20 protein-coding genes are annotated in these 25311 nt (G+C 55.4%); 14 read left to right on the forward strand and 6 right to left on the reverse strand.

Annotation, left to right across the window (positions count from 1 at the left end; translation table 11 throughout):
- Positions 1-156 precede the first annotated feature (156 nt).
- The 3 genes from OSO_RS0125610 to OSO_RS0125625 form a co-directional block, all read right to left on the reverse strand.
- Positions 157-345, reverse strand: coding sequence for a hypothetical protein (locus OSO_RS0125610; protein ID WP_010585901.1), 189 nt, complete (start codon positions 343-345; stop codon positions 157-159).
- A 691-nt stretch (positions 346-1036) separates the two neighbouring features.
- Positions 1037-2482 (reverse strand): cation:proton antiporter, encoded by a 1446-nt coding sequence (locus OSO_RS0125620; protein WP_010585902.1) that lies wholly within the window; start codon positions 2480-2482, stop codon positions 1037-1039.
- 229 nt (positions 2483-2711) lie between these two features.
- The gene (locus tag OSO_RS0125625) at positions 2712-3131 is read right to left on the reverse strand and encodes a hypothetical protein (RefSeq protein ID WP_010585903.1); all 420 of its coding nucleotides are present in this window, start codon (positions 3129-3131) and stop codon (positions 2712-2714) included.
- A gap of 305 nt (positions 3132-3436) precedes the next feature.
- Between OSO_RS0125625 and nhaR the strand changes: the two genes are divergently transcribed.
- The 13 genes from nhaR (at position 3437) to OSO_RS0125705 (ending at position 20435) form a co-directional block, all read left to right on the forward strand.
- Entirely contained in the window at positions 3437-4336 is a 900-nt protein-coding gene (gene nhaR / locus OSO_RS0125635; protein ID WP_010585904.1) for a transcriptional activator NhaR, read from the forward strand.
- Between the two features lie 301 nt (positions 4337-4637).
- Positions 4638-5936, forward strand: a complete 1299-nt coding sequence (locus OSO_RS0125645) for an aspartyl protease family protein (protein ID WP_010585905.1) — start codon at positions 4638-4640, stop codon at positions 5934-5936.
- Between the two features lie 92 nt (positions 5937-6028).
- The gene (locus OSO_RS0125650; RefSeq protein WP_157605453.1) at positions 6029-6763 is read left to right on the forward strand and encodes an alpha/beta fold hydrolase domain-containing protein; all 735 of its coding nucleotides are present in this window, start codon (positions 6029-6031) and stop codon (positions 6761-6763) included.
- Between the two features lie 783 nt (positions 6764-7546).
- On the forward strand, positions 7547-9373 hold the full coding sequence (locus OSO_RS48555; protein ID WP_162130562.1) for a serine/threonine-protein kinase: 1827 nt from the start codon (positions 7547-7549) through the stop codon (positions 9371-9373).
- A 184-nt stretch (positions 9374-9557) separates the two neighbouring features.
- Positions 9558-10094: a chemotaxis protein CheW gene (locus OSO_RS0125665; RefSeq protein WP_010585908.1), complete on the forward strand. Its 537-nt coding sequence runs from the start codon at positions 9558-9560 to the stop codon at positions 10092-10094.
- A gap of 167 nt (positions 10095-10261) precedes the next feature.
- The gene (locus OSO_RS45125; RefSeq protein ID WP_010585909.1) at positions 10262-12004 is read left to right on the forward strand and encodes a methyl-accepting chemotaxis protein; all 1743 of its coding nucleotides are present in this window, start codon (positions 10262-10264) and stop codon (positions 12002-12004) included.
- 76 nt (positions 12005-12080) lie between these two features.
- Positions 12081-12908 (forward strand): CheR family methyltransferase, encoded by an 828-nt coding sequence (locus OSO_RS0125675; protein ID WP_010585910.1) that lies wholly within the window; start codon positions 12081-12083, stop codon positions 12906-12908.
- Between the two features lie 107 nt (positions 12909-13015).
- Positions 13016-15367, forward strand: a complete 2352-nt coding sequence (locus OSO_RS0125680; RefSeq protein WP_010585911.1) for a chemotaxis protein CheA — start codon at positions 13016-13018, stop codon at positions 15365-15367.
- Between the two features lie 51 nt (positions 15368-15418).
- Positions 15419-16051, forward strand: a complete 633-nt coding sequence (locus OSO_RS0125685; RefSeq protein ID WP_010585912.1) for a CheC, inhibitor of MCP methylation — start codon at positions 15419-15421, stop codon at positions 16049-16051.
- Positions 16052-16069: 18 nt separating this feature from the next.
- Positions 16070-16567 carry a chemotaxis protein CheD gene (locus OSO_RS0125690; protein ID WP_010585913.1) on the forward strand — a complete coding sequence of 166 codons (498 nt, stop codon included), beginning with the start codon at positions 16070-16072 and terminating at the stop codon, positions 16565-16567.
- A gap of 54 nt (positions 16568-16621) precedes the next feature.
- Complete coding sequence (locus tag OSO_RS0125695; RefSeq protein WP_202799975.1) at positions 16622-16987, forward strand: response regulator; 366 nt, start codon at positions 16622-16624, stop codon at positions 16985-16987.
- Between the two features lie 13 nt (positions 16988-17000).
- Positions 17001-18044 carry a chemotaxis-specific protein-glutamate methyltransferase CheB gene (cheB, locus tag OSO_RS0125700; protein ID WP_010585915.1) on the forward strand — a complete coding sequence of 348 codons (1044 nt, stop codon included), beginning with the start codon at positions 17001-17003 and terminating at the stop codon, positions 18042-18044.
- A gap of 255 nt (positions 18045-18299) precedes the next feature.
- Positions 18300-20435 carry a penicillin acylase family protein gene (locus OSO_RS0125705; protein WP_010585916.1) on the forward strand — a complete coding sequence of 712 codons (2136 nt, stop codon included), beginning with the start codon at positions 18300-18302 and terminating at the stop codon, positions 20433-20435.
- Positions 20436-20496: 61 nt separating this feature from the next.
- On the opposite strand, the gene OSO_RS0125710 is transcribed toward OSO_RS0125705, so the two are convergent.
- Entirely contained in the window at positions 20497-20982 is a 486-nt protein-coding gene (locus tag OSO_RS0125710) for a hypothetical protein (protein WP_237729336.1), read from the reverse strand.
- Positions 20983-21143: 161 nt separating this feature from the next.
- On the reverse strand, positions 21144-23192 hold the full coding sequence (locus OSO_RS0125715) for a HEAT repeat domain-containing protein (protein ID WP_010585918.1): 2049 nt from the start codon (positions 23190-23192) through the stop codon (positions 21144-21146).
- Between the two features lie 249 nt (positions 23193-23441).
- Here OSO_RS0125715 and OSO_RS48560 point away from each other — a divergent pair, with 249 nt between their 5' ends.
- Positions 23442-24209 (forward strand): hypothetical protein, encoded by a 768-nt coding sequence (locus OSO_RS48560; RefSeq protein ID WP_010585919.1) that lies wholly within the window; start codon positions 23442-23444, stop codon positions 24207-24209.
- A gap of 260 nt (positions 24210-24469) precedes the next feature.
- On the opposite strand, the gene OSO_RS0125725 is transcribed toward OSO_RS48560, so the two are convergent.
- On the reverse strand, positions 24470-24997 hold the full coding sequence (locus tag OSO_RS0125725; RefSeq protein ID WP_010585920.1) for a C39 family peptidase: 528 nt from the start codon (positions 24995-24997) through the stop codon (positions 24470-24472).
- Positions 24998-25311 lie beyond the last annotated feature (314 nt).

The raw sequence follows: 25311 nt of genomic DNA on the forward strand, positions 1-25311 counted from the left end.
AAGCCCTTCAGCCACCGCCAGAAGATTTGCGGATCCCAAGACACTCGTTTGAAATAACGAAGACGGGCTCCGCCAGAATTCAAAAACGCCATGACAGCGTCAACACGAAAGTGATTGTCCCTCTCCCTGATTTCAACAGGCGGCTCATCCCCGGTGCTACTCGCGGACGATTTGCAGAAGTTCGCCTTCATTTCGACGTGAATCATATTGACCATCGGTCACTTCCGCCTTCGGTCGTGACGCAGCCTTTCGCCGTGCCACATGCAACTCAAGAGCGATACCGATGACAATCAGGGGAATCACCAGCCATAACGGCCGCTGAGCTCGTAACCAAGTTTGAAACATGGGTATTTCTCCGAGTTCAGTCGATATAAGGACTGACTCAACGGACTGAGCCGTTGAGACAAATGACGATCGATTTTGATAGGTTTATAAGAGAACCCACGATTCTACCCATATGTAGCGGAAATTTCATTGCCGTTGACTGTCGACCGTACTTCAAACATGTGACGGACGGCCCCTGCGGTTCGTATCAAGGCATGTGTCGCTCGGTCATCGAGACTTCGTAGCCTGTTGAAGTAACGGGGACTGGCTCATGCCAGCTTAAAAAACGCCATGACATCATCAACGCCACGGTGCCTGCCAAACTTACTTCAACAGGCTGTTAGGCAACTGAGAAGCGTTACGGTCCATTGAAGTGAAGGGGAGTGCATCCGCAAGGTGCCTGTCCCGTCACTTCAATCAGGCGGAGCTTGGGATTGAGAAGAATCGTCGTCGTCACCGCCAACGCTCGGCGATTAAATCAACGAGCACCTTCGCGCTCAAATCTTATCCGTACAATCACAACGTACTGTGTGCAGAACATTTATTACGTCTCTGTACCACATGTGTCATCATCACGTTTGTAAGTGTCTCACTAATGGATCGTCAAAGAATTCATTATTCCTCAATGAGACACAACGGACGTGACAACGCATCGTGTCGCCCGGATTGAAAGCCTCCAATTTTTCATTCGCAACAAACCACTCGATCCCGATCACGAAATGGCGGTCGGAACCGGGGCCGACTTACGCTGCAATGACCAGTTGAGCAACGGAGGCGTGACAAAGGTGGTCACCATGACCATCACGACGACCGCAGAATAAACCGACGCCTCAATCACAGGTTTTCCATTCGAGACCAGACCTTGACCAATGGCCGCAAAGATCAGCCCCACCTCACCACGGGGAATCATTCCGAACCCAATACTCAGACGGTCAATTCCGCGGCCGATGGCTCCGAGAGAGCAGAACTGTTTCCCAATGATCGCCGCGACGGTAATTCCAGCCGCCAGAATCAGAACTTGCGGGTCACGGAAACTCCGTAAATCTACCTGAAAACCCATCATCACGAAGAAGATCGGAACCAGCAGCGTCGTGACGGGCAAGACCCAGTCTTCCAGTGAACGCTGATCCTGCGTCCGCAGCGCGGCATAGTGTTTCTCATCAAGAATCATCCCTGCCGCAAATGCACCGACAATCGGAGCCAGCCCCATCAGGCTCGCCGCCCAGGACAATCCAAAACAGAACAACAGGCCCGAAACCATCAGCATGCCATGCACATTCAGCTTGGCGGCAACCCGGAACAGGTAGGGGCTCAGCCAGTCGCCAAGGACGACACTGCCGATCAAAAAGACCAGCGCCTTCCCCACAATCCACGCGACGTCGACCAAATCCGCGGTTCCATGGATAATGACGGCCTGAACGACCGCCAGCAGCACAAGACCCAAAACGTCATCAATGACCGCTGCCCCAAGCACGATCTTGGCGACATCAGTATCACTCTTGCCGAGATCCTTAAAGACGCGCGCAGTGATCCCCACACTCGTCGCGGAAAGAGTCGCTCCCAGAAACAGATGCACGTGCCACGAATGATTCGGCAGCATCCACTGGCCGACAAACCAGCCAAGACTGAACGGTGCAACCACGCCCAAGATCGCAACCAGGAGTGACGACCAGCCAACCTTGACCATGTCGCGAACACTGGATTCCAGCCCCACTTCAAACAGAAGCAAGATCACACCAATCCGCGCTAGCATGTCGAGCGTCAACGCGACAAGGCCGGTCACCTGTGTCCCATGATCCGCAGGGCTTGCCGGACGAAGGAATTCGACCCCGTCAAAACCGGCGAGTAAAAGATTTCCCAACAATACCCCGACCAGTAGTTCACCAAGCACGGCCGGCTGCCTCAGACGGACCGCAATGGCACCACCGGCTTTCGCCGCAAACAACACGATCGACAGTCCTAGCAGCACGGGCGTGACCGGGTCATGATGACCGGCCGGATGTTGCGTTTCACCTGCATGACTTTCCACAGCCAGGGCGTCTGCGACAGCAGACGAATCGGCGTGAACACGTGGTTGAGTGACGAAGAACATCAGCATCCATGTCACGGCGAGCAACAGGCCCGGCAGCAGAATTCGACGTCGGACGCGTTGTCTCATTATTTTTATCCGCAGCTTTCTCAACGATCGCTGAACTCGATGACCGTTCACAATTGTGACGCTCTATCTACCAATCGACACGAGTCAGAATTCGTGACAGCTTTCGAATTCCTGCGAGTCTTCGTTTAACCCAGAGCCACACACGAAGGCGGTTTTTGAAGCGGTGCACTTCCCCCACAATCGTATATCGGAATTCTCGCTACACAATTGTGCCGCGCCACCGGCAACGTCAACTCGGAATCCGACCGCCGATGACGTTCGCCACGATCCATGCCATGGAGCCGCCAACAAGCCAAACCAAAGTGTACCGATGCAGTTGCTCCTTCGTCGTGATTTCGCCCACGGTATTTGCGCGTTCTCCTGACATAAACCCCAGCCATCGCGCCGCCACGGTACCCGCCAGAATCACCACAAACCCGATGTCGGTCGACGCCACCCAACCATCGTTCGTCGTCGCAATTCTCGCCAGCGACAATGCCAGAAGTGCCGGTCCCGCGAAACACCAGACCATCCGATAGAAGATCAGGCTGAGCGACGTAATCGGGCGTGCCGCGCTCTCCGTTGCGGAAGAAGCCTCCTTTCTGCCGAGGTCGATTCGTGTTTCGATTGGTTTCTCGGCAACAGCAAGGCTATTTTTTTTGAATGCCATATCGAAGCTCCTTCATCCTGTCTGTGGCCGCAACATGCACGGAAGGCGCCTGCGGCACGACTGTCTCATTCACTCAAGGCGGGCTTGCACAAGCCAATCGAGGCACACCGCGCGAGCACCACGGAAGCGTGCTCCTCTCAATCGCGCGATACGTAACAACGTCAACCGAGCTTCTCAGCCCGGTGATCGCTGGGAAAACCTCGTTTGCCCTTTTTACATGCCACATCGTAGGCGAGGCTCGACGATCGCGACAAATCGATATAAACCGATTGATTCATAGATAAAATCTATGTATTGTAAATGACATGAATCAACTCAACTTCCAGCATCTGTTCTACTTCTGGACTGTCGCCCGTGAAGGCACGATCGCGAAGGCGTGCAAGATTCTGTTTCTGACACAGCCGACAATCAGCGCTCAACTCCGGTCACTCGAGAAAGCCGCCGGTGCAAAGCTCTTCGAACGATCGGGCCGACATCTGGTCCTAACCGAGACCGGCCAGACCGTCTTCCGCTACGCCGAAGAGATTTTCTCACTCAGCCGTGAACTGCAAGAAACGCTCAGTGGCCGCCCCTCGGGCCGTACGCGCAAATTGGTGGTCGGCGTCGCCGACGTCTTGCCGGGAATGATTGTGTACCGTCTGCTTGAGCCGGTACTGAACCTGCCCGAGCCCGTTCAGCTCGTGTGCCATGATGACAAGACTGAAAAACTTTTGGCGCGATTGGCGATCAATGAACTGGATGTCGTATTGTCAGACGTTCCTGCGAGTCCATTCGTCAACGTGCGTGCGTTCAATCATCTACTCGGCGAATGTGCGGTCTCATTCATGGCCAGTGCCGACCTGGCGGCGAAGTATCGGCGCGGCTTCCCCCAATCGCTGAACGGCGCGCCGTTCCTGCTGCCAATGGAAGGCAGTTCCCTGCGTCGCTCGCTCGATCAGTGGTTCGACGCCTTGGAAATTAGGCCGATGGTCCGGGGGGAATTCGGGGACTGCGACCTGTTCGAGGTCTTCGGCTCGGGCGGAGCGGGTGTGTTTGCGGTTCCGACTGTCGTTGAACAAAGCATTCAGCAGCAACACCGCGTCGAGTTGCTGGGACGAGTCGACTCGATCAAAGAACGATTCTTTGCCATTTCCGTCGAAAAACGACTCAAGCATCCCGCAGTGGTCGCCATTACCGATGCGGCACGCCAACGACTGTTCGAATAGTGGCGCCGCCACGCTGTCCAGACAGGTAGACGAGTTTCACTCGTGGGTCTACGTGCTCTGAGTTTCTCGACCCGCACTTCATGCCTGAAACACCCCGAAAAATGTCTTACCCCCCCTGCAAACGTCTCGCAGGCCGGATGAAAATTGCCGTTGCGGAAACAAATCGTTCATGAGAAAAACCGTTCGCCGGGCATGGCGACACGGGTCGCGGTACGTCTGGTAAGAATCTCCGCGACAAGCGCAACGCGAAGATCCTGCAATGTTTCGGTGGCCAGATAACGCTGCAAGAAGCAAAAAACCGATGTGTCAATGGGCAGTCATGGAATCGACAGGATCAGACGCTTCGCGTGACAAATGCGTCGCCCTGCGCGATGTCCAGGCGAAAGTCCCGGATTGCGGTGATTCGAGATTGAGCCATCTCTTCAAGAGGTTGATCCCATTTCATCGGTCAGGCACGCTCGCCTTGGTTGCCCTCTGCGTGTTGGCCATCAGCACGATCGGCTGGACTGCCGACCCGTTCGCCGCGGACGACATGCCTAGCTTGTCCGGAGAATTCGCCGTCGGAAAAGATGGACGCATGATCCTGTTACCAATCGAAATGGAAGGACGAGTTCTCCAGTTCCTGTTGGATACAGGCGCGTGCCGTACCGGTTTCGATCTGAGCTTACGCGATACACTTGGCACCACGGTGGGACGCCAGCGATTGCAGACGCCTGCCGGGATCACAAACGTTGAAACATTTCATTGGCCGAAAATCTCTCTTAATGGACAGTCACTCAAATCGGACCTGAACGTGGTTTGTGTTGATCTCACCGATCTGCGTCAGGCCTCCAGCAAGCAAATCGATGGCGTGCTGGGCATGGACATCCTGCGTTCTCAACGCCTGACGATTGATTTTGACCGTGGAACGCTCACCTTCATGGACTCGTTGCTGCAGCCGCGATCAAGGCTAGGAACCCGGCTTGCACTCGGTTTTTTCGAAAGTGGAGTTCCTTATCTGACAGGATCGGTTGGCGACATACACCCAGAACGATTTCTGATCGATACTGGAGCACAAGGAAATTCTCTGAATCCGGAACTGTTCGATCGGCTCGTCGAGAAACAACATCTGCGAGCAGGCGGCCCCTTTTCGAGTGTCACCGTCGCAGGACCGGTTCAAGGGGGACGCGGATATCTCGATCACCTTGCAATTGGTCCGATTCACCACGAAGGATTGAGAATGTCCCGCGTGGGTCCGAGTTCCATCGGACTGCGGTATCTCTCTCGCTACCGAGTGACTTTCGATTTCCCTGATCGAGCCGTCTACCTGCGAACCGGCGCTGATCATGCGAAACCAGAACCACATGCCAGTTGCGGGATGTCCTTGCGCTGGATCAGTGGCAACGTGACTGTGGAATCGGTCAAGCCAACGAGCCCCGCTGCCAGGGCGGAAATCCAACCGAGCGACGTTCTGGTGCGAATCGACGGCAAATCGGCAACGGAATTCGACCAGTTCGCAATGCGGCAACTTCTCACGTACGAGCCCGGTCGCAAAGTCTCCTTCCGCCTGCTCCGTAAAGGCCGGGAAATTTCCACCGAACTGGTGCTCGAAGAGGACTGAATCGTGCGATGCAGTAAGAATTCATCGTGAACACCACGCTCGTGCCTCGAACGCGCATCGGGCTGAGTCTCATCACTGCATTGATTTGCGTGATGCCGAGTCTTGGTTGCGCGCGTCTGATGAATCTCCATTTGACCGATTCGCATCCTCAGGGACTGACACTCGTTCTGACGGGAATTGAAAGCGCGCACCTGGGCCATGCATCATTCGTACGCGGCCTCAAACGGGGTGGCGTCGAGTCCGAGATCGAGATCGTCGATTGGACAACCGGCACTCCGGCGCTCATGCTTTATCACCTCATGTCCGAGAGTCGAAACCGCGCGCAGGCGACACTGATTGCCAGCAAGATTGTCCATTTTCAGGACGCCCATCCAGGCTGCCCGGTCAATCTGATCGGGCACTCGGGGGGCGGTGGAATGGTGCTTCTGACACTCGACGCCTTACCCGCCGATCGTCAGGTTGATTCCGCCATTCTTCTGGCGGCGGCAATCTCACCCGACTACGACCTCAGATCCGCGCTCTGCAAAGTCCGTCGCGGCATTTGGAACTATTCATCACAAATCGGCGACGCACCGTTGCTCGTCGCTGGCACGACACTCTTCGGCACCATCGATCGCCACTACGGCCCCGCAGCCGGTGCGACCGGATTCCACGTCCCGAACAACCCCTATGACTTTCAGCTCTACCATCAAAAACTCTTCCAACGTCCATACGATTTCTCCATGGCTCTCGACGGAAACTTCAGCAATCACTACGGCCCCATGAGCCCCCGCTTTGCTCGACGCGAACTAGCCCCGATTCTGCTCGCGCGAAACACGACTGACTGACGGCGAAACGGACGAACGCGGCAGATTTCCCAGCCATCGGCAGACCTTCCAAACTCTTGGAAACGACAGAGACATTCCTCGTTACCAAGCTCCGTTTGGTAACGCTCCTTATGATTTTGTTTTTCCTCGAACAGAATCATGATCAGGGCCACGCAGGCACATTCCCGGGGTGTAAAAAGCATTGCCAAGCGAAGCATTCCCAACCCGCCGTAAATTATGTTCATCAAAAAAGCGACTCTCACGGGAATGAGCTCTCAGAACGATGTCGGACCGGTATCCTGCCACCACAAAGCAGTGCAGGATACCGGTCCCAGGGAAGTGATCGATTCACGCCAGCCAAGGGGAAGACAGCGGGAATTGCGCATTTCCACGCAGGACGCCCCCAATTAAGACGCGTGTTGAAAAAGCGTCGGACAAATCATGGCTGGCCTCTGCGATGATTCTCCAACGGCAATCCAGAATCACTGATTGATCCGTTACCCCAACATCGGTAGTGTAGCGCGTGGATCGATTTTCTCTTGCCTCGAATCCCATCGGCATCGGTGCTCAAGCCGATGGATTCAGTGAGGAAGCTAGTCAAATCAGCTTACTCACTCTGCAAATGATTGAAAGACGGAGCCCAGTCCCGCCAAAACGGACAAGCGCCTTGAAGTCGCTCAGTGGAGGTGCTTGTGCCCGTATTTTTCAATTGCTTGCAAGGGATTGCGACGACACGGCGCGCGTGCTGTCAGTCAGACAACCGTTCCAATGGGCCATCTTTATTGCTTTTCGATCGAGACTCTCGTGATTCCTATTGATTCCACATCGCGATCGGAACCGCCCGACGCGGATGATGCCGAGTCCACCCTGAGCGCGGAAACGTTCATTGGTACGGGTTCTGAGTCAACAGAATCCGATCGAGACTCGAAAACGGTGGTCGGCCTCACGACGGAAAGTGACACCCCCGGGGTAAGCGTCGTGATCGGGCAAAACGTTGGAAAATACGAGATCCGCTCACAACTCGGATCAGGTGGCATGGGGGCGGTCTATCTGGCCTTTGATCCGCTCATCGAACGCGAAGTGGCACTGAAAGTTCTCTCGGGCGATCTGAGCAGCTCTCCCACGGCACTGCAGCGATTTCTGGGTGAAGCACGAGCCATCGGGCGGCTCAATCATCCGAACGTCGTGTCGATCTATGACATCGATCAATGGAATGGCCAGTACTATCTTGTGATGGAACTGCTGTCCGGCGGCAGTATTGCGGATCGCGTCGGCGATGCTGGCCGTTTGCCTTGGGACGAAGCCTGCCGCATGATCGCTCAGGCTGCAAGTGGCTTGGCGGCCGCACATGAATCGGGAATGATCCATCGCGATATCAAACCCGAAAATCTGATGCTCACGAAAGACGGTCTCGTCAAAGTTGTGGATTTCGGCCTTTCAAAACTTCTGGATGCTTCAAACCATCCCCATTCTGCCGTCACGAAAGCGGGGCAGATCCTGGGGACTCCGCAGTACATGAGTCCCGAACAATTCGAAGCCGAAGAGATTGATGCCCGGACCGACATCTACAGCCTCGGAGCCACACTCTTCCGCCTGTTGACGGCACGATTCCCCTATCATGACTGTCGCTCGATCGTACAGGTCATGACGGCCCACATGACCAAGCCTCCGCCAATTCCAACGGAGTTTGCACCATCGACACCCGCGGAATGCGATCGAATTGTCGCCAAAGCCATGGCGAAGAACCCCGCTGACCGTTATCAAACTTGCACGCAACTCGTAACCGATCTCGAAGCACTTCTCAACGGGATGCCGGCAGCTACGACGGTTTCGGGCAGTAATTCGGAAATCGTCGACCGCCCATTGAAAACCGTCTTGATCGTTGAGCCCTCGAAACTGCAGGGGCTGATGCTGCGGAACGTCTTCGAACAAGTCTGCCCTCGTGCCACACAAGTCGTCCCGGACATCGAGGCCGGCCGCAAGGCCGTGATGCAATCCGTACCGGACTTGTTGATCACGTCGATGCAATTGCCAGACGGGCGTGGAATCGATTTTCTACATGAACTTTGCCAGCAGCCACAATTTCGGCACTCGACGTTCGTGCTGAATTCAAACGATTCAACCATCGAAGATCTCGCGGCAATCGGTCAGGTCGCCAGTCTTGTCCTGGCTCCCAAAAAAGTGCGCCCCGACGAAATCTTGAGTGTGGTGCACGCAACGGGTCCCAGCATCATGACCACTGGACCGCTGACAGTGCCAATCGATCCGCTGTCAGTACGATTGCAGATCGTTTTGGATTCTGGACGGATTCCCGACACACTCGCCGACCTGATTCGCGATCTAAATCTGCTGGATGTGGACGTCCGGATGTCATCTCAAGAATTGACCGCATCAGACTCACCGCCAGATTTAATCTTGCAGCTTCGGCGATCCGATTCGCCTGACAGCGGTGCCGGAATTGCCGCATGCATCGCAAAATCCGCGAAATTGGCGCCGGTCGTGGCGACCGTACAAGTTGATCACGGGAAACTTCTCCTTCGCGCAATCCAGCGACAGGGTGTTGTTGCTATTTGTCAACGCGAACTCACTGCACAGCGCCTAGTCTGTTTATTCCAAGCGTGCCGGTCCTGACTCGATAAGAACAGATGTCGCCCCGAACCGTGTTAAAGCACATTGACACAGGTCGTCTCAGACCATGAGCATGACGTAGCCTCTCTAATACTCTTGATCTGATGTCAGGAAAGAACGTGTTCCCTGACGTCATGGGAGACATTCTCGCTTCGACACGGACTTCATTTGACAAGGGTTTCGACCGGTGGCAGACCAGGCAGAATCCAGTTCGACGCCAGCCGTTTCCCGCGCGAAAGCAAAGTCGTCGATGCAGTTCGTCGGTTTTCGTCTGGCGGATCAAGAATATGCATTTCGAATTGAGCAAATTCAGGAAATCCTAATTCCCGATCGCGTCACACGTATGCCTCAGGTTCCCGACTACATCGAAGGCGTAAGCAATCTGAGGGGAACCATCATCCCAATTATCAATCTCCGCCGGCTTTTTGATCTGGAGCCGAAAGAGAAAGACGAAGAAACGCGAACCATTGTCGCCAACGTCGGGACAAAGACAATCGGTTGCACGGTCGATGCGGTCACGCAGGTCATTCGCATCACACCTGAACAAATTCAACCCGCGCCCGAGATTGTCAAATCAGAGGGAACGGCCTATATCGCCGGCTTCGCCAAGCTCGATACCCGACTGGTGGTCCTGCTCGAAATCGACGAACTGCTCGATCCCGCGAAGATGGAACAAGTGCGACAGATCGCGAGTCGTGGGGTGTCATTCGACCTTAAAGAGTAGGTCAGTGACGTCATCCATGAAAAAATGATCCTTCCCGAATGTATTCATGAACAAAACAAATCCATAGATCTCAATGAAACCCCCGTTTCGACAACCTGCATCCGACCAATCATTGGTTGTGCATAAACTCCATACACACCGTCGACTTCACTTCTGAGGAGCCTGTAATGGCTTTGGACAAACCGGCCCGCCCCACACGCAGCCGAGGTCGCGCGGCCGCCGCGCGACAGACCCTGGATTTTGAACAACTCGTCAAAAACGCATCCATTCGCGTCATCGTCGCCGATCGAGACCTCAATCTCGTCTACATGAATCCAGCATCAGTGAAGACGCTGACTGAACTGCAACATTTGTTGCCGTTTCCGGTCGATCAACTCATAGGTAAGTCGATCGACGTCTTTCACGCCAATCCCGAAAGCCAACGCAGGCTGCTCTCGAATCCCAAGAATCTTCCACATCATGCCGAAATTCAGCTTGGCCCCGAAATCCTCGACCTGAACGTGACCGCCTTGTATGACTCCGAAGGAAATTACTTCGGCCCCATGGTCAATTGGGATCGCATCACCGAGAAGAAAATACTCGAGATGCAGCAAGCCGATTATGCGGCACAAATGGAAGCCATCGGCCGCACCAATCTCATCATCCAATTCCTTCCCGATGGCACCGTCATCACGGCGAATGACAATTTTCTAAACGCGATGGGCTATTCGCTCGACGAAATTCGCGGCCACCATCACCGCATGTTTGTCGATCATCAGTTCGCGCAAACCAGCGACTACCGCGATTTCTGGGCGAAACTGCAACGCGGCGAACATATCGCGGATGACTTCAAACGGATTGCCAAGGGAGGCCGCGAAGTCTGGATCAGAGCCGCGTACAATCCGATCGCCGACGCGCATGGCAAAATTCTGAAGGTCGTCAAATTCGCAACCGATATTACCAGCGCCGTGCTGGCCCAGAACGAAACGCTGCGAATCCAGACCGAACAGCGCGCCGCTGCGGAAGACCTGCGAAAACGCGTGACGTTACTGACGACCGTAGTCGAAGCGATCGCCAATGGTGATCTGACCCAAAACGTCGAGGACGCCGGCAATGACGACCTCAGTCGATTGGCCGCCAGTGTTCGCCGGATGAGCATTGATCTACGGGAATTGATCAGCCAGGTCATTGAGTCTGCGGACCAGCAGAATGAAGGCGCGCAGGCCATAGCCGAGAGTTCACAAAACCTCAGCGAATCCGCGCAAACACAGGCTGCCTCGGTCGAACAGATGTCCGCTTCGGTCGAAGATCTGCTCAGATCGATCCAGGTCATCTCTGAAAGTGCCGCCATTGCCAAACAGCAGGCGGGCTCGACGACGGGCCTGGCTCAGTCCGGCGGTTCGTCCGTCACCGAAGCGATCGCCGCGATGAAACTGATCCAGAAATCGAGCGAGCAGATCAATGACATCATCCAGGTGATCAGCGAGATTGCCAGCCAGACAAATCTGCTGGCACTCAACGCCGCAATTGAAGCCGCACGCGCCGGAGAACATGGATTGGGATTCGCCGTCGTTGCCGACGAAGTTCGGAAACTGGCGGAACGTTCCAGCCTGGCCGCCAAAGAAATCACGCAGCTCATCAAAGAGTCGACACGACGCGTCTCTGAAGGAGCTCAACTGTCCGAGAAAGTGGGGCATTCGTTGCATGCGATTGTCCAGGCAGTCGAACAAACAGCGGGCGGAATCACCCGTATCGCCGAGTCCACGGAGGTACAGGCCGAGAGTGCGAAAGAGGTTCAATCGGCCATTCATTCCGTGGGAAAAACGACAGAATCAAATGCGGCCAGCTCGGAAGAATTGGCCGCGAGCGCCGAAGAACTGGGTGCTCAAGCCTCCACCATGCGAGACTTGGTGAAGAGATTCAAAGTCTGATACCCATCAGTCCGGCACTTTTCCACACCATGCGAATGGCGTAAACGGAGTCTCAATTAAAAAGGGCAGGGCGGCTGTGGATGCTTCGCAACTGACGGCGCAGGAATTTGAACAGTTTCAGGCGTTAATCTTTCAACTCTGTGGGATTCGCGTGCCGGAGAACAAGGTGACGTTGCTCAGCAATCGGATTCGCCGACGATTGAAAGGAACTGGAGCCGTTGACTTCCAGGCCTATCTGAAGCTGCTGCGTTCGCCGGCCGGGCGCGATGAACGTGAAGAGTTCCTGAATGTCGTGACCACGAATGAAACGTCGTTCTTCCGGACCGAGAAACATTTCGAATGGCTCGGCACAACGTTCGTCGACGAGCTACGCGAACGAGCGCGCCTGGGGACGCACCCCCAAAGTATCCGTATCTGGTCGGCCGCCTGTAGCAGCGGCGAAGAACCCTACACGATCGCGATGTGCCTGGCTGAGAACCGCCACAAGCTGACTGACTGGAAGATCGAGATTCACGGAACTGACATTAGCGAAACGGTACTTGCAAAAGCCCGCGCCGGGCTCTTTGGGCCCGATGTTGCCACGGAAGTCCCAGAAAAACTTCGAGCAAGATACTTTCATCACGAAGCCGGATCATCGTGCTGGGAAGCGAAATCTTCACTGAAGCAACTCGTCACCGTCTCGAATCACAATTTGATGGAGCCCAATCCTCAAAAGGCGTACGACTGTATCTTCATTCGAAACGTCTTGATCTATTTCAGTCGGGAATCCAAGCAAATCGTCATTAACCATCTCGTCCACTCACTGGCCCCAGGAGGGTATCTGGTGGTGGGACCCTCAGAGGGAATCTTTGACATGCTCGGCATGCTCCAGAAGCGATCCACGTTCCTTTATCAGAAAGCGTAGCAGCCTGTTGAAACAACGGAGACTCGCTCCAACCCGCTTCAAACATGCCAGGACATTGTGACGTCCAAGGTGCCTGCCCCCTATTTCACGAAAACGCTGGCGACAGTATGACCAATGACAACCCGCCACCGACGTCGGACTCTGGCTCGCCCTTCTCGGACGACATGGCCCAGTACCTTCAAGTCTATATCGACGAATCAGAAGAAGAGCTCGACGGTCTGGTCGAAGCGATCCTGAAACTTGAAGGGAACCCGCACCACGACGAAGCGCTGCACAAAGCATTTCGCATGCTGCACTCTTTGAAAGGATCCTCCGGGATGCTGGGCTTCGAAATCGTGGGGAATTTTGCCCACGAACTCGAAGATCGTTTCGAACGCTATCGATCGGGACAGGCGATCCTGGATCGGGAAACAACCACGCTCGTCCTCAAATGCGTCGACTACTTTCGCCTGTTTCTGGGACGCTTGCGAAGCGATGATCTCAACCAGGGCGACCCTACCGAACTGCTGAATCAGCTTCAGGAACACGAACGACACAGATCCTCAAATCCAGAAACACCCGCCGTCGTCATGACGACGATGCCCGTCATGACGATCTCCGGCGGCCTGCATCTGGTTGTTCGGTTTCGCCCCGGCCTGCAACTGGCGGACCTCAAGGCGCGACTGATCGTCGCGCGACTGTCCTCTATCGGCGAAATCATCTCGTGCGAGCCACCAATCGATGATGCGCATAGCTTCGACGAACTCCCGCTGTTCTCCTTGACGCTCGTGACCGATCGAAAGATCGACGAAGTCCGCAAGATCGCCAACGTCGACGGGGTTGAAGCCATCGAGATTCAAGGCAACGAGCTGAATATGAAGCTGCTGGTTCCATCAGGACCAGTTCCATCAGGACCGACGACGATCGTCGAGCCACCACCAGAGCGTCCCTTCACTGCCGAAGCAACGACACCTGCCCCACCAGAGTCCTCCGCACCTCCTGACGCGTCTGCCATTGCTTCCGATGTAACTCCCGGCAAGTCCGAGACAGAAGCCCCCGACGCGAAAATCCAGTCCAGCGAAACCCTCCGAGTCGATATTGGCCGTCTTGATCGCCTCATGAACCTCACGGGCGAACTTGTCGTTGCAAACGCCCGCTTCTCGCAAATCGCCAGTGACATGAGTCCACTGTTCCGAAATAGCGCCGTCTTTAAGAAGTCACGCGAGTTAACGGATCGACTTCGAGAACGATTCGAGAGCCTTCGTCAATCACGCCAACAATCGTTCGACAAGGACGACGTTTGGATGCAGATCACACAGGGCCTCGACGAGGATCTGGAAGCGCTCGACCGGCAATCAATTCTTTGGGCCGAGGGACATCGTCACTTTGCGGACATCAGTGACGCCGTCGATCAACTCACGCGCGTTTCCAAGAATCTGCAGCGAGGCGTACTGAATACGCGCATGGTCCCCGTCGGCCCGTTGTTCAACCGCTTCAAACGGGTCATTCGCGATTTGTCCACGGAACGCCGCAAACAGGTGCAGTTGATCATCCAAGGAGAAAAAACGGAACTCGACAAGCGAATGATCGACGCGCTCGGCGATCCCTTGCTGCATCTTGTTCGGAATTCCATCGATCACGGTATGGAAGGCCCTGAGCAGCGTCGGGCCGCCGGAAAGCCAGTGGTCGGGACGATCGTTCTCGAAGCCGCCCACCGCGGGAACAGCGTTTGGATCACGGTCCGTGACGATGGAGCCGGAATCAATACCGACCGGATTCGCACCCGGATTATCGAGCGAGGTCTCGCGACGGCGGCCCAAGTGAATGAGATGACCGAAGCGCAGACGATCAGCCACATCTGGCATCCAGGTTTCAGCACCGCCGAATCGGTGACGGAAATCTCGGGACGCGGGGTCGGCATGGATATTGTCCGCAGCACCATCTCTGAACTCAGCGGTACGATCGAAGTCGCATCCACACCAGGAGTCGGAACCACGTTCACGATTCGATTGCCGCTAACCCTCGCGATCATCCACAGCTTGATGATGCGTTATCAGAACGATTACTTTTCGATCCCGCTCGACGATGTCCGCGAGATTGTTTCCATCCCGCGCGATCAGATTCATGTGGTCCACCGTCACGTCACCATTGATGTTCGAGGTGAGCTGATTTCCTTGGTCAGCATGAAGGGGATCTTCAAGTGGGGCACGACGAGCAACTCGCCGGAATTGTCAACGACGAGCACCACTCGCACGGCAAATGTCGTCGTGATTCATGCCCGTGGAAAAACACTGGGACTGACCGTCGATTCACTGGTGGGTCGAGCCGATCTGGTCATCAAGTCCCTGACAGAGAATTTTCAGCCCGTCCGTGGATTGTCAGGTGCCAGCATTTTGGGAGATGGCGCCGTCTGCCTGATGATTGATTCGGCGGCGCTCATTGACCTCGCGGCGGAACGAACGCTCACAGGTGCCGTCTGATCGCCCTTCACGCGGACTTCACGCCAAAAGAAAGGAGTCGTTTGCCAGACCATGCAATCTCAGACATTTAATGATCGACAAATTGCACAGTTGACCAAGGCCTTTCATCAGGGCGCGGCCGAAGCGTCGGCCGCCTTGGTGAAATGGTTGAACTCGACCATGACCATGGCGATCGACTCCGTCAATCAGTGTCCACTCGACGTCGCAATCGGGGTACTCGGTGAAGGAGACAGCCCCGTCTGTATGTGCCTGATGGAAATGCAGGGCACACTGACGGGTCATATGCTGCTAGCCTTCGACGATCCTAGCGGACTGGCGCTTTCCGATATCTTGACAGGGCGCACGGCGGGAACTGCCAACGAATGGGGTGAAGTCGAAAGCTCGTGTGTCTTGGAAACGATGAACATTGCGGGCAGTGCATACCTCAATGGAATCTCCAATGACCTGTCGCAACGAAGTCACAATCAAGTTGAGTTAATCCCTTCGCCGCCGATGTTCCTGCGCGATTTCGCAGAAAGTCTGTTGGAAACCGCATTCATGGACCAGGCGGTCGCCAACGGCGACGTGGTCTTTGCCCGAACACGATTCGACCTGCAGGGCCAGGCACTTCGCTGGACGTTCCTGCTGATCCCCGATCCCGCGTCACTACAGCGACTCTCAGAAATCCTCACAGACCTGTCATGATTGGCCCGGAAAGACGCGATGCCCGACATTCCCGCTCATGATGATCGTGACGGCACCGAACGAAAAATTGGGATCGGCGAACTGGACGTCATCCAAGGAACAGGCACGCTTCGAACGCTACTTGGATCATGTATCGGATTAGTTCTTCATGATCGAAAACAATGTGTCGGTGGTCTTGCCCATATCGTCCTGCCGACATCAAACGGTGAAACTCGACTGCCAGGAAAATTCGCAGATACCGCGTTGCCAGAACTGCTTCGTCTCATCCAACGAGCGGGGGGCAAGCCCGGAAACCTGACCGCAAAAATTGCAGGCGGCGCGAACATGTTCGCAACCACCAAAATGGCCGGTATCGGAGATCAAAACCTGACCATGGTAGAGCGACTGTTAAAGGATGCAAGAATTCCGGTTGTCGGCCGACATTGTGGCGGGCAACAGGGGCGTCGCGTCGCCTATGATGTGCAGACTGGCAGCGTTATCGTCGAAATTGTCGGCTGCCCACCCGTCGAACTGTGAGCGCGTCCAATTTTGTTCATTCGGTCCATTCCATCGCAAAACGTGCGAGACATTATGAAGCGTTTAATGATCGTTGACGACGCCTTGATCATGCGGATGAAAATTCGCGAGATCGCGACCAAGGCCGGGTGGACCGTCGTAGCGGAAGCCCCGAACGGCGCCGAAGCCGTGCGACTGTTCGACGAGCATCATCCCGACATGGTGACGCTTGATATGGTCATGCCCGAAATGGACGGCCTATCCGCTCTCAAAGCCATCCGTTCAAGCCATCCCGCCGCAAACGTCGTCATGGTGAGTGCGGTAAATCAAAAAGAAAAGCTGCGAGAATGCATCACCGCCGGTGCCGTGGACTTCATTGTGAAACCGTTCGATCCCGAGCAGCTACAGGCCTTCTTCGAACGGTTTCATCGAGACATGTAAAGGGGCGTGAGACATGGATTCGTTTCGCGTAGTGGTCGTGGATGACTCGGCCCTGTTCCGCACAATGCTGCGGAACTTGCTGGCAGAAATTCCACATTGTGAAGTCGTCGCGAGCGTTGCCGATGGAAAAACCGCCATCGACAAGATCACTGAACTGCGCCCGGATCTCGTGACCCTGGACGTTGAAATGCCGGACGTCAGTGGAATCGACGTCTTGCGAGAACTAAAACGAAGACGTGTCAGTGCGAAGGTCGTGATGATCAGCCGTTGGACGACGGCCGGGGCTCAAGTCACGACCGATGCCTTGATCGAAGGGGCCTTCGACTTCATCCTTAAGCCTTCAAGTGGCGATCCCGTCGCGAACAAAGCGGCACTTCGCGCGGCCCTCGAAGAAAGGATCTCGGCAGTCCGAGAGACCGCCCCTGCAGAAAACGCGGCCAATACCGACCAGACGACGTCAACACCACATCCTGCGGTTCGCGTGAAAGCCGTCGTGATCGGCTGTTCGACCGGCGGCCCCGATGCATTGGCCCGCGTCATCCCTGACCTTCCCGCCAACCTGCCGGCTCCGGTGTTCATCGTCCAACACATGCCCGAGGGCTTTACGGCCTCATTGGCATCCCGCTTGAATCAGGCCAGTGAACTTGAGGTACTCGAAGCGGAAGATGGATTGCGCGTTCGCCCGGGTCAAGTGGTACTCGCCCGCGGCGACCGCCATCTTGAACTCAGCCATCGCGCCGGTGATAGTGTCCTTGTGAAACTGTCAGAAGCGCCGCGCGAACATCGGTGCCGCCCCGCAGTTGACTTCACCTTGCGGTCCGCAGTGGAACTATACGAGGGGCATCTGCTGGCCGTGATCCTGACAGGCATGGGACGCGACGGAACCGCAGGCTGCGAACTCGTCCACTCCCGCGGCGGCCGCGTTCTCGCCCAGCATGCGACGGGATGCACAGTCTATGGCATGCCCAAAGCCGTGATTCAGGCGGGCGTCGCCGACCAGATCGTTGAACTGCCACGAGTCGCTAAAGCCATCGAACGGATGCTCGCCATTCGCTAAGTCAGGCTTGTTCACTCTTCGCGAGCACCCGCCAGCACGTCATCTGAATGACTCTGGCTGTGCGAATCAGTAGGGACGAGCCAATTCCGCTTGAAAGCCATGGTTCGACGAATGACTCTTGTCGGCGCTGGAGCATCAGCTGCAGGTTTGGTAGGTTTCACCAACTTCTGCTTCTGTCGGATGCCAATATCCGCTCGCTGAAATTGATCTTCTCAGATCGAACTTCATTTCGTACTCGGGCCGAGGACTGTCTGGATGCGCTTTTTTCGTCTGTTTCTATCGATCATTACGTTTTATTCGCTCACGTCAAATTTCGCCCATGCAGCGGATCGAAAGGTGACCGTCCATCGCGACAAGTGGGGGGTCCCTCATGTCTACGCGGAAACGGCGTCCGAGGGCGCTTACGGACTAGGCTACGCTCAGGCCGAAGATCGACTGCATGACATTTACACGTCGATTAGAACCGGCACGGGAACCATGGCCGAGGCCTTCGGCTCCAACTATCTCGAGCAGGACTACATCATGCGGCTTTGTCGAAACAACGACATTGCCCAGAACTCACTCAAGACCATGCCTGCCAATATTCGGACTCTGGTTGAAAACTTCACCGCCGGGATCCAAGCATACGTCGATGAACACCCCGAGGCGGTCCCCGAGTTTGCGGTCAAACTGGAACCCTGGAAAATCCTGACGATCGGCCGGGCCATGATCCTCCGCTGGCCACTCGGCACAATCGATGATGAGAAGAACCAAGTCCCGAACTCGAAGCGCCCTCCGATGGGTTCGAATGAATGGGCGGTCGCGCCTTCTCGATCCGCCGATCATGTGCCGATCCTGCTATCTGATCCGCACCTCACCTGGGAAGGTATGTCAGTTCTGTATGAGGCCCGCGTTCACGCTGGCGAAATGCATATGAACGGATTCTTTCTGATCGGATCGCCGATTCTTGCGATTGGACACAATCAACGTGTCGGCTGGGCACTGACGACAGGTGGTCCCGACACGGCGGATGTCTACGAAATGACCATCCGCGCGAACCCCGATAAAAAACAACTCGAATACGAATACGACGGCGAATGGAAGCCGGTTTCTCAGCAATTGTTTTCGATCCCAGTCAAGGGCGGGGCAACCGTCGAAAAGCCCGCCCTCTACACACATCTCGGCCCCGTCCTTTCGGCCCCCGACCTGAAGCAGGGAACGGCTCTGGTCGGCGCGGCTCCCCTGCTTGAAATGTCGGGCATGATGGAGCAGGGGTATCAGATGGTGATGTCCAAAAACTGTCAGGAATTCTTCCAGGCCGTCGGCAAGGGAGAGTTCAATCCCCAGAACATCATGTTCGCGGATATCAAAGGCGATATCGGTTTTGTCCGTTGCGGCGTCACGCCGATTCGGCCTGAAGGCTACGACTGGAAGCGCCCCGTTCCTGGAAACACGTCGAAAACCGCCTGGAAGGGGATTCATCCTGTTGAAGATCTCGTACACATTTTCAATCCCCCCCAAGGATACATGCAGAACTGCAATATCAGTCCGCTCAACATGATGAAGGACTCGCCATTCACGGCGGACAAATATCGCGACTACATCTACCACGTTTCATGGGATACCGAGAATCCACGCAGCCTGCGTATCCGCTCGCTGCTTGAAGCCGACCATGCCGTCACGCGCGAAAAGGCGATTGCCTACACGATGGACATTTTCGACGTTCACGCCCAGCGCTGGCAAACAGAACTGAAGCTGGCCATCGACGCTGTCGGTAAACAGAAAATGCAAAACCCTCAGTTCGCCGCAGCCGTCAAAGCGATTCTCGACTGGAATGGATACTTTACTTCGGAAGCCACGGCCACTTCCCTCTACAAGTTCTGGCGGCTCAAGGTCGGGACCGAGGCCAACATCGAACAACTTCAAGACGGTGGTCACTTCGACGCAACACAGCAAGAAGTCGTGCTGAATGTTCTGCAGAAGACGATCGACGACATGCAGACGAAGTACGGCAAATGGGACGTCGCCTGGGGCGACATCCACCAGGTCGGCCGCGACGAACAACTCTTCCCCGCCGCAGGAGCCGACTTTCAGTCTGGCCCCAAAGAGCTCAACTTCTCGGAAACTCTGTTCGATGTTCGCTCGAAGGATAACCCAACCCATCCTGGAAAATTCATTGCCAACAGCGGTTCCATGGCCGTCATCCTGATGTTCTTTCACCCAGATGGAATTCAGTCTCTCACGTGTACTCCGTGGGGCCAAAGCGGCAACCCCAAGTCGCCGCACTACGCCGATCAGGCAGAGAAGCTGTACTCGAAGTTACAGATGAAACCGACCTGGTGGACGGAAAAGGAACTCGTGCAGAACCTCGAATCCACCCGCACGCTCGCGATCAAAGCCGTGGCAAAATAGACAATCATCATCGCACGTCGATGGCATTGCAAAGACTTCAAGAATGCCATCGACGCACGTGTCAGCTTGACGCGTGATTCATCAATTTCGCCCGCACGGTTTCCAAGAATTGCGTTGTGGCTGGACGGTGAGCAATACGCTCTGCATCGCCAAGAATCTGCACTGCCTGCGATCGATCATTTCGCAGGCCAACGATCTCGGCAAGCGTGGCGGTTGCAAGACATTGATCATTGGATGTACGAAATTTGCCGTTTACGGCAAGACGCATCTCGGCTTCAGCCGTCGTCAAATCTCCACCGTCCTGAGAATCGACGACGGCCTTTGTCCAATGGTAGTACGCTTGAGATTGAGAATTGAGTAACTGTGGAAACCGAATGGACGCCAGGTGTCGACGAGCGGCATCAATATCGCCACTCTGAACTGCGAAAAACGCTGGACTGATCGCTCCATAACGAAAATAGCCAACGACCAGAATCACTGCTCCGACGAGTATGAGAGCCCCGGTCTGCTCGCCTCGCAATACACCAAAGAGCCCATACGCAGTCATCGCAACGATCAATGCGATTCTTGCAGGAAGACTGAACAACGTAAGCATCCTTCACGGTGGTGAACAGCCTACGATCGCATCAACCGACATCGTCACTACTAAGCAGGCCCATTGATGCCATAGGTGCCCAAAGTGCACGCTTCGGCTGACGTCGATTCACCTCACTTCAGTTTGGCAATCGCCTCGTCAGCGGCCTTCCGTACCGATTCGTTCTCATCTTTCTTCGCGGTCACCAGGGCCTCGCGGGCTTCAGTCGAGCCTGCCCCGATTTCACCCAAAGTTCGGGCAGCAACGACGCGCGTATCGACCCGACCTGACGTCTGTAGCGCCGTGACCAGCAGTGGAATCGCCGTCTTGATGGTCTCTGGATTTGGATCGATTTTGACAAGCGCCCAGGCCGCAACGGTCTTCTGGACCGGATCGCGACTTTGCAGAAGTCGCTTCAGCAGCGGAACGGCGGACTTCGCAGCGACGCCGATCTGGCCACAGGCATAGATGGCAACGGGCACAAACGCCGGATCGCCTTCATTGAGCAAAGTGACGATATCGTCGAGCGCGACAGCACAATCAGGACCGATCTCGGCAAGTGCGACCAGGGATTCCATCCGAACTTCGGGATCCTCGTCCTTCAGCGATTTTCGCAAAGCAGGTACAGCACTTTGCGCCTTCTGGCCAATGCGTCCCAGTGTCGTTGCGGCTTCACGACGAACCCTCGGACGATCGCTCGAAAGAGCCTCGGCCAATCGGGGGACTCCAATTTTGATGTACTCTTCATTGTTTGGCTCGAGTTGCAACAGAGCCCATACGCTGGCCAGCCGCAGCATCGGATTGTTCGGTGCATTGAGCGATTCACGCAGCGCCGGACAGGCCTGCTTGGCTCCGATTCTTCCGAGCGCAAACGCGGCAGCAGGTGCAACGGTGGACTTCGGATCTTTCAACACCTTAGACAACTCGGGGACTGCGGACGAGGCTGCGGGACCAATCGCCGCAAGTGCCATGATCGCTTCACGACTCAGTTCTGGATTGCCCGCAGAGACAAGTCCCGTCAATGCAGGAACCGCTGCGCTTGCGTTGGGCCCCACGTCCTCTAAAACGCCCGCAATCAACTGTTGATATCCAGGCGTTTTCAGCTTTTCGATGAGTGCTGGAACGGCGGGCTTTCCAATTCGACCAAGTGCCATCGCCACGTCGAGTGTTACGGAGCCAGATGCGTCATCCAGCGCGGTGATCAATGCGGGGACGGCCTTTTCAGCCGCAGGACCGATTCGTCCCAGACTTGAAACCGCCGCACGTCGCACAGATTCGTCTTTGTCCTTTAGTGCCGTGATCAAGCTGGGTACAGCCGGCGCTGCCGCGGCTCCCATGGCGCCAAGTGCGTGGGCCGAATGCATTCGAACCACTGGCACTTCGTTCTGAAGCTGCTTCGTCAGGATAGGCACCACCTGGTCGGGCTTGGCACCGATCGCCCCGAGAGCACGAATCGCATGCCAGCTCGCATCCGGATCTTTCGATTCTGCCAGCACTAGCAAGCGATCGACGGCCTCGGCAGAATCTGGACCAATCATTCCCAAGACGTCACACGCATGATTGGTGATGGCAGGGTTCGAACCAGAAAGCAACTTCTGCACGGCAGGCACGGCCGACTTACCGGCCGAAATGAGTCCTTGAGCCGCGACTTGATTGATGCCGGGACTGACGTGTGACAGCCCCGAAATGAGAACAGCACTGGCAGGCTCGAGCTTTTCAATCGGCTCGGACGAAATATCAACAACGGCGCGTGCGGCCTCGATTTTCACGAAGGCATCACTGTCCTCCATCAACTTCCTCAATTGAGGCAACGCCGGACGTGCATCGACGCCGTACATTCTCAGACTTTCAATCGCACCATGCCGAAGGAGCGGCGACTTGTCACTCAGCATTCGGATCAGTGCTGGAACAACCAAATCGGCTTCCGAATTGATTTGTCCGAGGGCCATCAAAGTCACGTGCTGCAGCGGCAAGTCTTCACTCTCCAGCGAGGTGAGCAGCGCAGGCACGGCGGAAGCGGCTCGTAGCCCCATCTCGCCCAGCTTCTGGGTCGCCGCGACTCGTTCGGCCGACGAACCTTCGCGAAGCTGATTCTTCAGGGATACGAGCGGAGAGTCCGCAGCGGTCGCCAGACTGGTCATGAGGCAAATCAAAGTGACGGAAATGATTGCTCGGAGTTGCATCTCGGGGTCCTTGAAGCGTCACCGAAACTTGAAACTTGGTGATGGGATGGATACAAGCGTAAGTGGGAAATCGCTTTTGATTCTAACAATCAAAATTATGTTATCGCCACTGTCACGCGTTCAGTTTGCTCGGGTCAAGAACAAGTTTGATCCCAAGTCCAGGGTGACTTTTCGTTTGCGAGCAATCCTTCGCGAGACAGCTTCACCGGTGTGTCATCCAATCCATTAATGTGTCATCGAGGTACAGAGATGAACAGGCAAGCTATCGTCGCGGTTGTCGCGTTCGCCGCATCGGCCCTGTGCTGGTCGACGTCCACTCAGGCATACGATCGATGGTATGGCGGACGTGGGGTCGGTGTCGGATACGGCGTCGGACTCGGTTATGGATTGGGATATGGCGGCGGGGTGGGGCCGTACTACGGTTACGGAGGGTACGGCCTCGGCAACTATGGCTACGGCAGCGGATTCGGCTCGTCCGTCTCACTCGAGCAGCAGGCGATCGCCGACACGATTCGCGCTCAGGGCGAATATAACAAGCAGCAGTCACAGGCCATGATCAACTACGAGCAAGCACGTAGTGTGTACCTCGACAATCAGCAGAAGTGGAATCAGGTTTATCTCGAGCGCAAGCGAATCTCTCAAGCGCAGAAGGCTCAAGAGCAACAAGCTGCCATGGCAGAGAGCGCTCGTCGTCGCGTTTATGCCGCAGAACATCCCTTGCCACCACCCGCTCGTCTCACCAGCAGCCAACTCGATGCAGCGACAGGAACGATTCATTGGCCTACAGCGTTGACCTCGTCAACATTTGACGCGGATCGCAAAGCACTCGAAGATTTGTTCGTCGTACGCGCACACACCAGCAGCACGCCGGATCTCGCCGCCCAGATCGACGCCTCAGCACGTGCATTCAAAGAAAAGGTCCGAACGAATATTCGAGAAATGAGTTCGCAGGAATACATCGAATCTCAAAAATTCCTGACCAGCATGGCGGCCGAAGGACAGTATTCTGTGAATTGATCCTCCGACATACGCCAGATTTCGGACACGGCAGAATCCGACGTCGCTCTCCCTAAACGAATCGGACACGCGGGAGTCGAATTCACAAAACCCGAATGTCTTTTTCGTCGCACGCGGTACGCAGTCCGCGAAGCTATGATCGAACGAAAATCCAAGGCTCCCCCCACGCGTGCAGTGGAGTATTGGGGAGACATCGCCAGTTGCCGCAAATGTCAGGTACTGGCGAAGAACTGCGCAAGGTCGTCGAAAAGCAACTTGCATCAACTATAAGACGAATGCAGCTGGACGGCGGCAGAGTCGTTCGTGATCCCAAACACAAAGCTGTTGATTTCCATCCATTTCTGCTTGGCATCATTCTCACCCGGCGCCCAAGGATTCGCATACCAGAGCTTGTCGCCACTGGAACTATATCCGTGGGCGACGACGATGTGCTTGCTCTTCGAACCTGCGCGCGAAACCCAGAGCGGACCGCGCCGCAGCACTTCAAGAAATGCCTCGGCACCATCCGACAGCCCGACATCGTACCAAGCGGCTTTTTGATTGTAGTCTGTACCGCTGAATTTCGTGAAGGAGAGCGCATTGGCCGCCTTCGGAAAGTCTGTATCTTTCAGCCCATTGGCCTTGGCTTCGTCGACATCAATGGTGGCTCCCTTCAAGACTGCATCAACATCGACAGACCCTTTGCCCGCCGCGGCAAGCGCAATCCGGTACGACGAATACCAGCACGTCGCGAAATTCTCCTGAGCCATGCCTAAAAGATTGATTGTGTGATTGATATCGCTTGCCACGATGCGTTCTCCTTGAACACCGACAATAAAAGATCCTCGCAATTTTCACGAGTTGAAATGCTGCGTCGAATTGCTCATGGCGACAGAGAAGCGGTCTCCAATTGTGCGACAAACCTCGAACGACGATGTCGAATCGGAATCGGAATCGTCTCAAACCGAGTGACAGAAGAGATCGTTTCGGGTCTGTCAAAAAGACGCGACTTCTCTACTGTGATTGTCCGATCTCGTTTACGAAAGTTGCGTGAATTCGAATCAGAATCTTGAAAATCAGATTCTGAAGAATCGTTCATCATTGGATGATCCAGCAAGTCGGC

This window comes from Schlesneria paludicola DSM 18645, assembly GCF_000255655.1.
GTDB classification, from domain to species: Bacteria; Planctomycetota; Planctomycetia; order Planctomycetales; family Planctomycetaceae; genus Schlesneria; species Schlesneria paludicola.

Bases quoted from the DNA above. Each gene is read 5' to 3' on its own strand.
- OSO_RS0125610 (WP_010585901.1), bottom strand. From the start codon at position 345: ATGTTTCAAACTTGGTTACGAGCTCAGCGGCCGTTATGGCTGGTGATT.
- OSO_RS0125620 (WP_010585902.1), bottom strand. From the start codon at position 2,482: ATGAGACAACGCGTCCGACGTCGAATTCTGCTGCCGGGCCTGTTGCTC.
- OSO_RS0125625 (WP_010585903.1), bottom strand. From the start codon at position 3,131: ATGGCATTCAAAAAAAATAGCCTTGCTGTTGCCGAGAAACCAATCGAA.
- nhaR (WP_010585904.1), top strand. From the start codon at position 3,437: ATGAATCAACTCAACTTCCAGCATCTGTTCTACTTCTGGACTGTCGCC.
- OSO_RS0125645 (WP_010585905.1), top strand. From the start codon at position 4,638: ATGTGTCAATGGGCAGTCATGGAATCGACAGGATCAGACGCTTCGCGT.
- OSO_RS0125650 (WP_157605453.1), top strand. From the start codon at position 6,029: ATGCCGAGTCTTGGTTGCGCGCGTCTGATGAATCTCCATTTGACCGAT.
- OSO_RS45125 (WP_010585909.1), top strand. From the start codon at position 10,262: ATGGCTTTGGACAAACCGGCCCGCCCCACACGCAGCCGAGGTCGCGCG.
- OSO_RS0125680 (WP_010585911.1), top strand. From the start codon at position 13,016: ATGACCAATGACAACCCGCCACCGACGTCGGACTCTGGCTCGCCCTTC.
- OSO_RS0125685 (WP_010585912.1), top strand. From the start codon at position 15,419: ATGCAATCTCAGACATTTAATGATCGACAAATTGCACAGTTGACCAAG.
- OSO_RS0125690 (WP_010585913.1), top strand. From the start codon at position 16,070: ATGCCCGACATTCCCGCTCATGATGATCGTGACGGCACCGAACGAAAA.
- OSO_RS0125695 (WP_202799975.1), top strand. From the start codon at position 16,622: ATGAAGCGTTTAATGATCGTTGACGACGCCTTGATCATGCGGATGAAA.
- cheB (WP_010585915.1), top strand. From the start codon at position 17,001: ATGGATTCGTTTCGCGTAGTGGTCGTGGATGACTCGGCCCTGTTCCGC.
- OSO_RS0125705 (WP_010585916.1), top strand. From the start codon at position 18,300: ATGCGCTTTTTTCGTCTGTTTCTATCGATCATTACGTTTTATTCGCTC.
- OSO_RS0125710 (WP_237729336.1), bottom strand. From the start codon at position 20,982: ATGACTGCGTATGGGCTCTTTGGTGTATTGCGAGGCGAGCAGACCGGG.
- OSO_RS0125715 (WP_010585918.1), bottom strand. From the start codon at position 23,192: ATGCAACTCCGAGCAATCATTTCCGTCACTTTGATTTGCCTCATGACC.
- OSO_RS48560 (WP_010585919.1), top strand. From the start codon at position 23,442: ATGAACAGGCAAGCTATCGTCGCGGTTGTCGCGTTCGCCGCATCGGCC.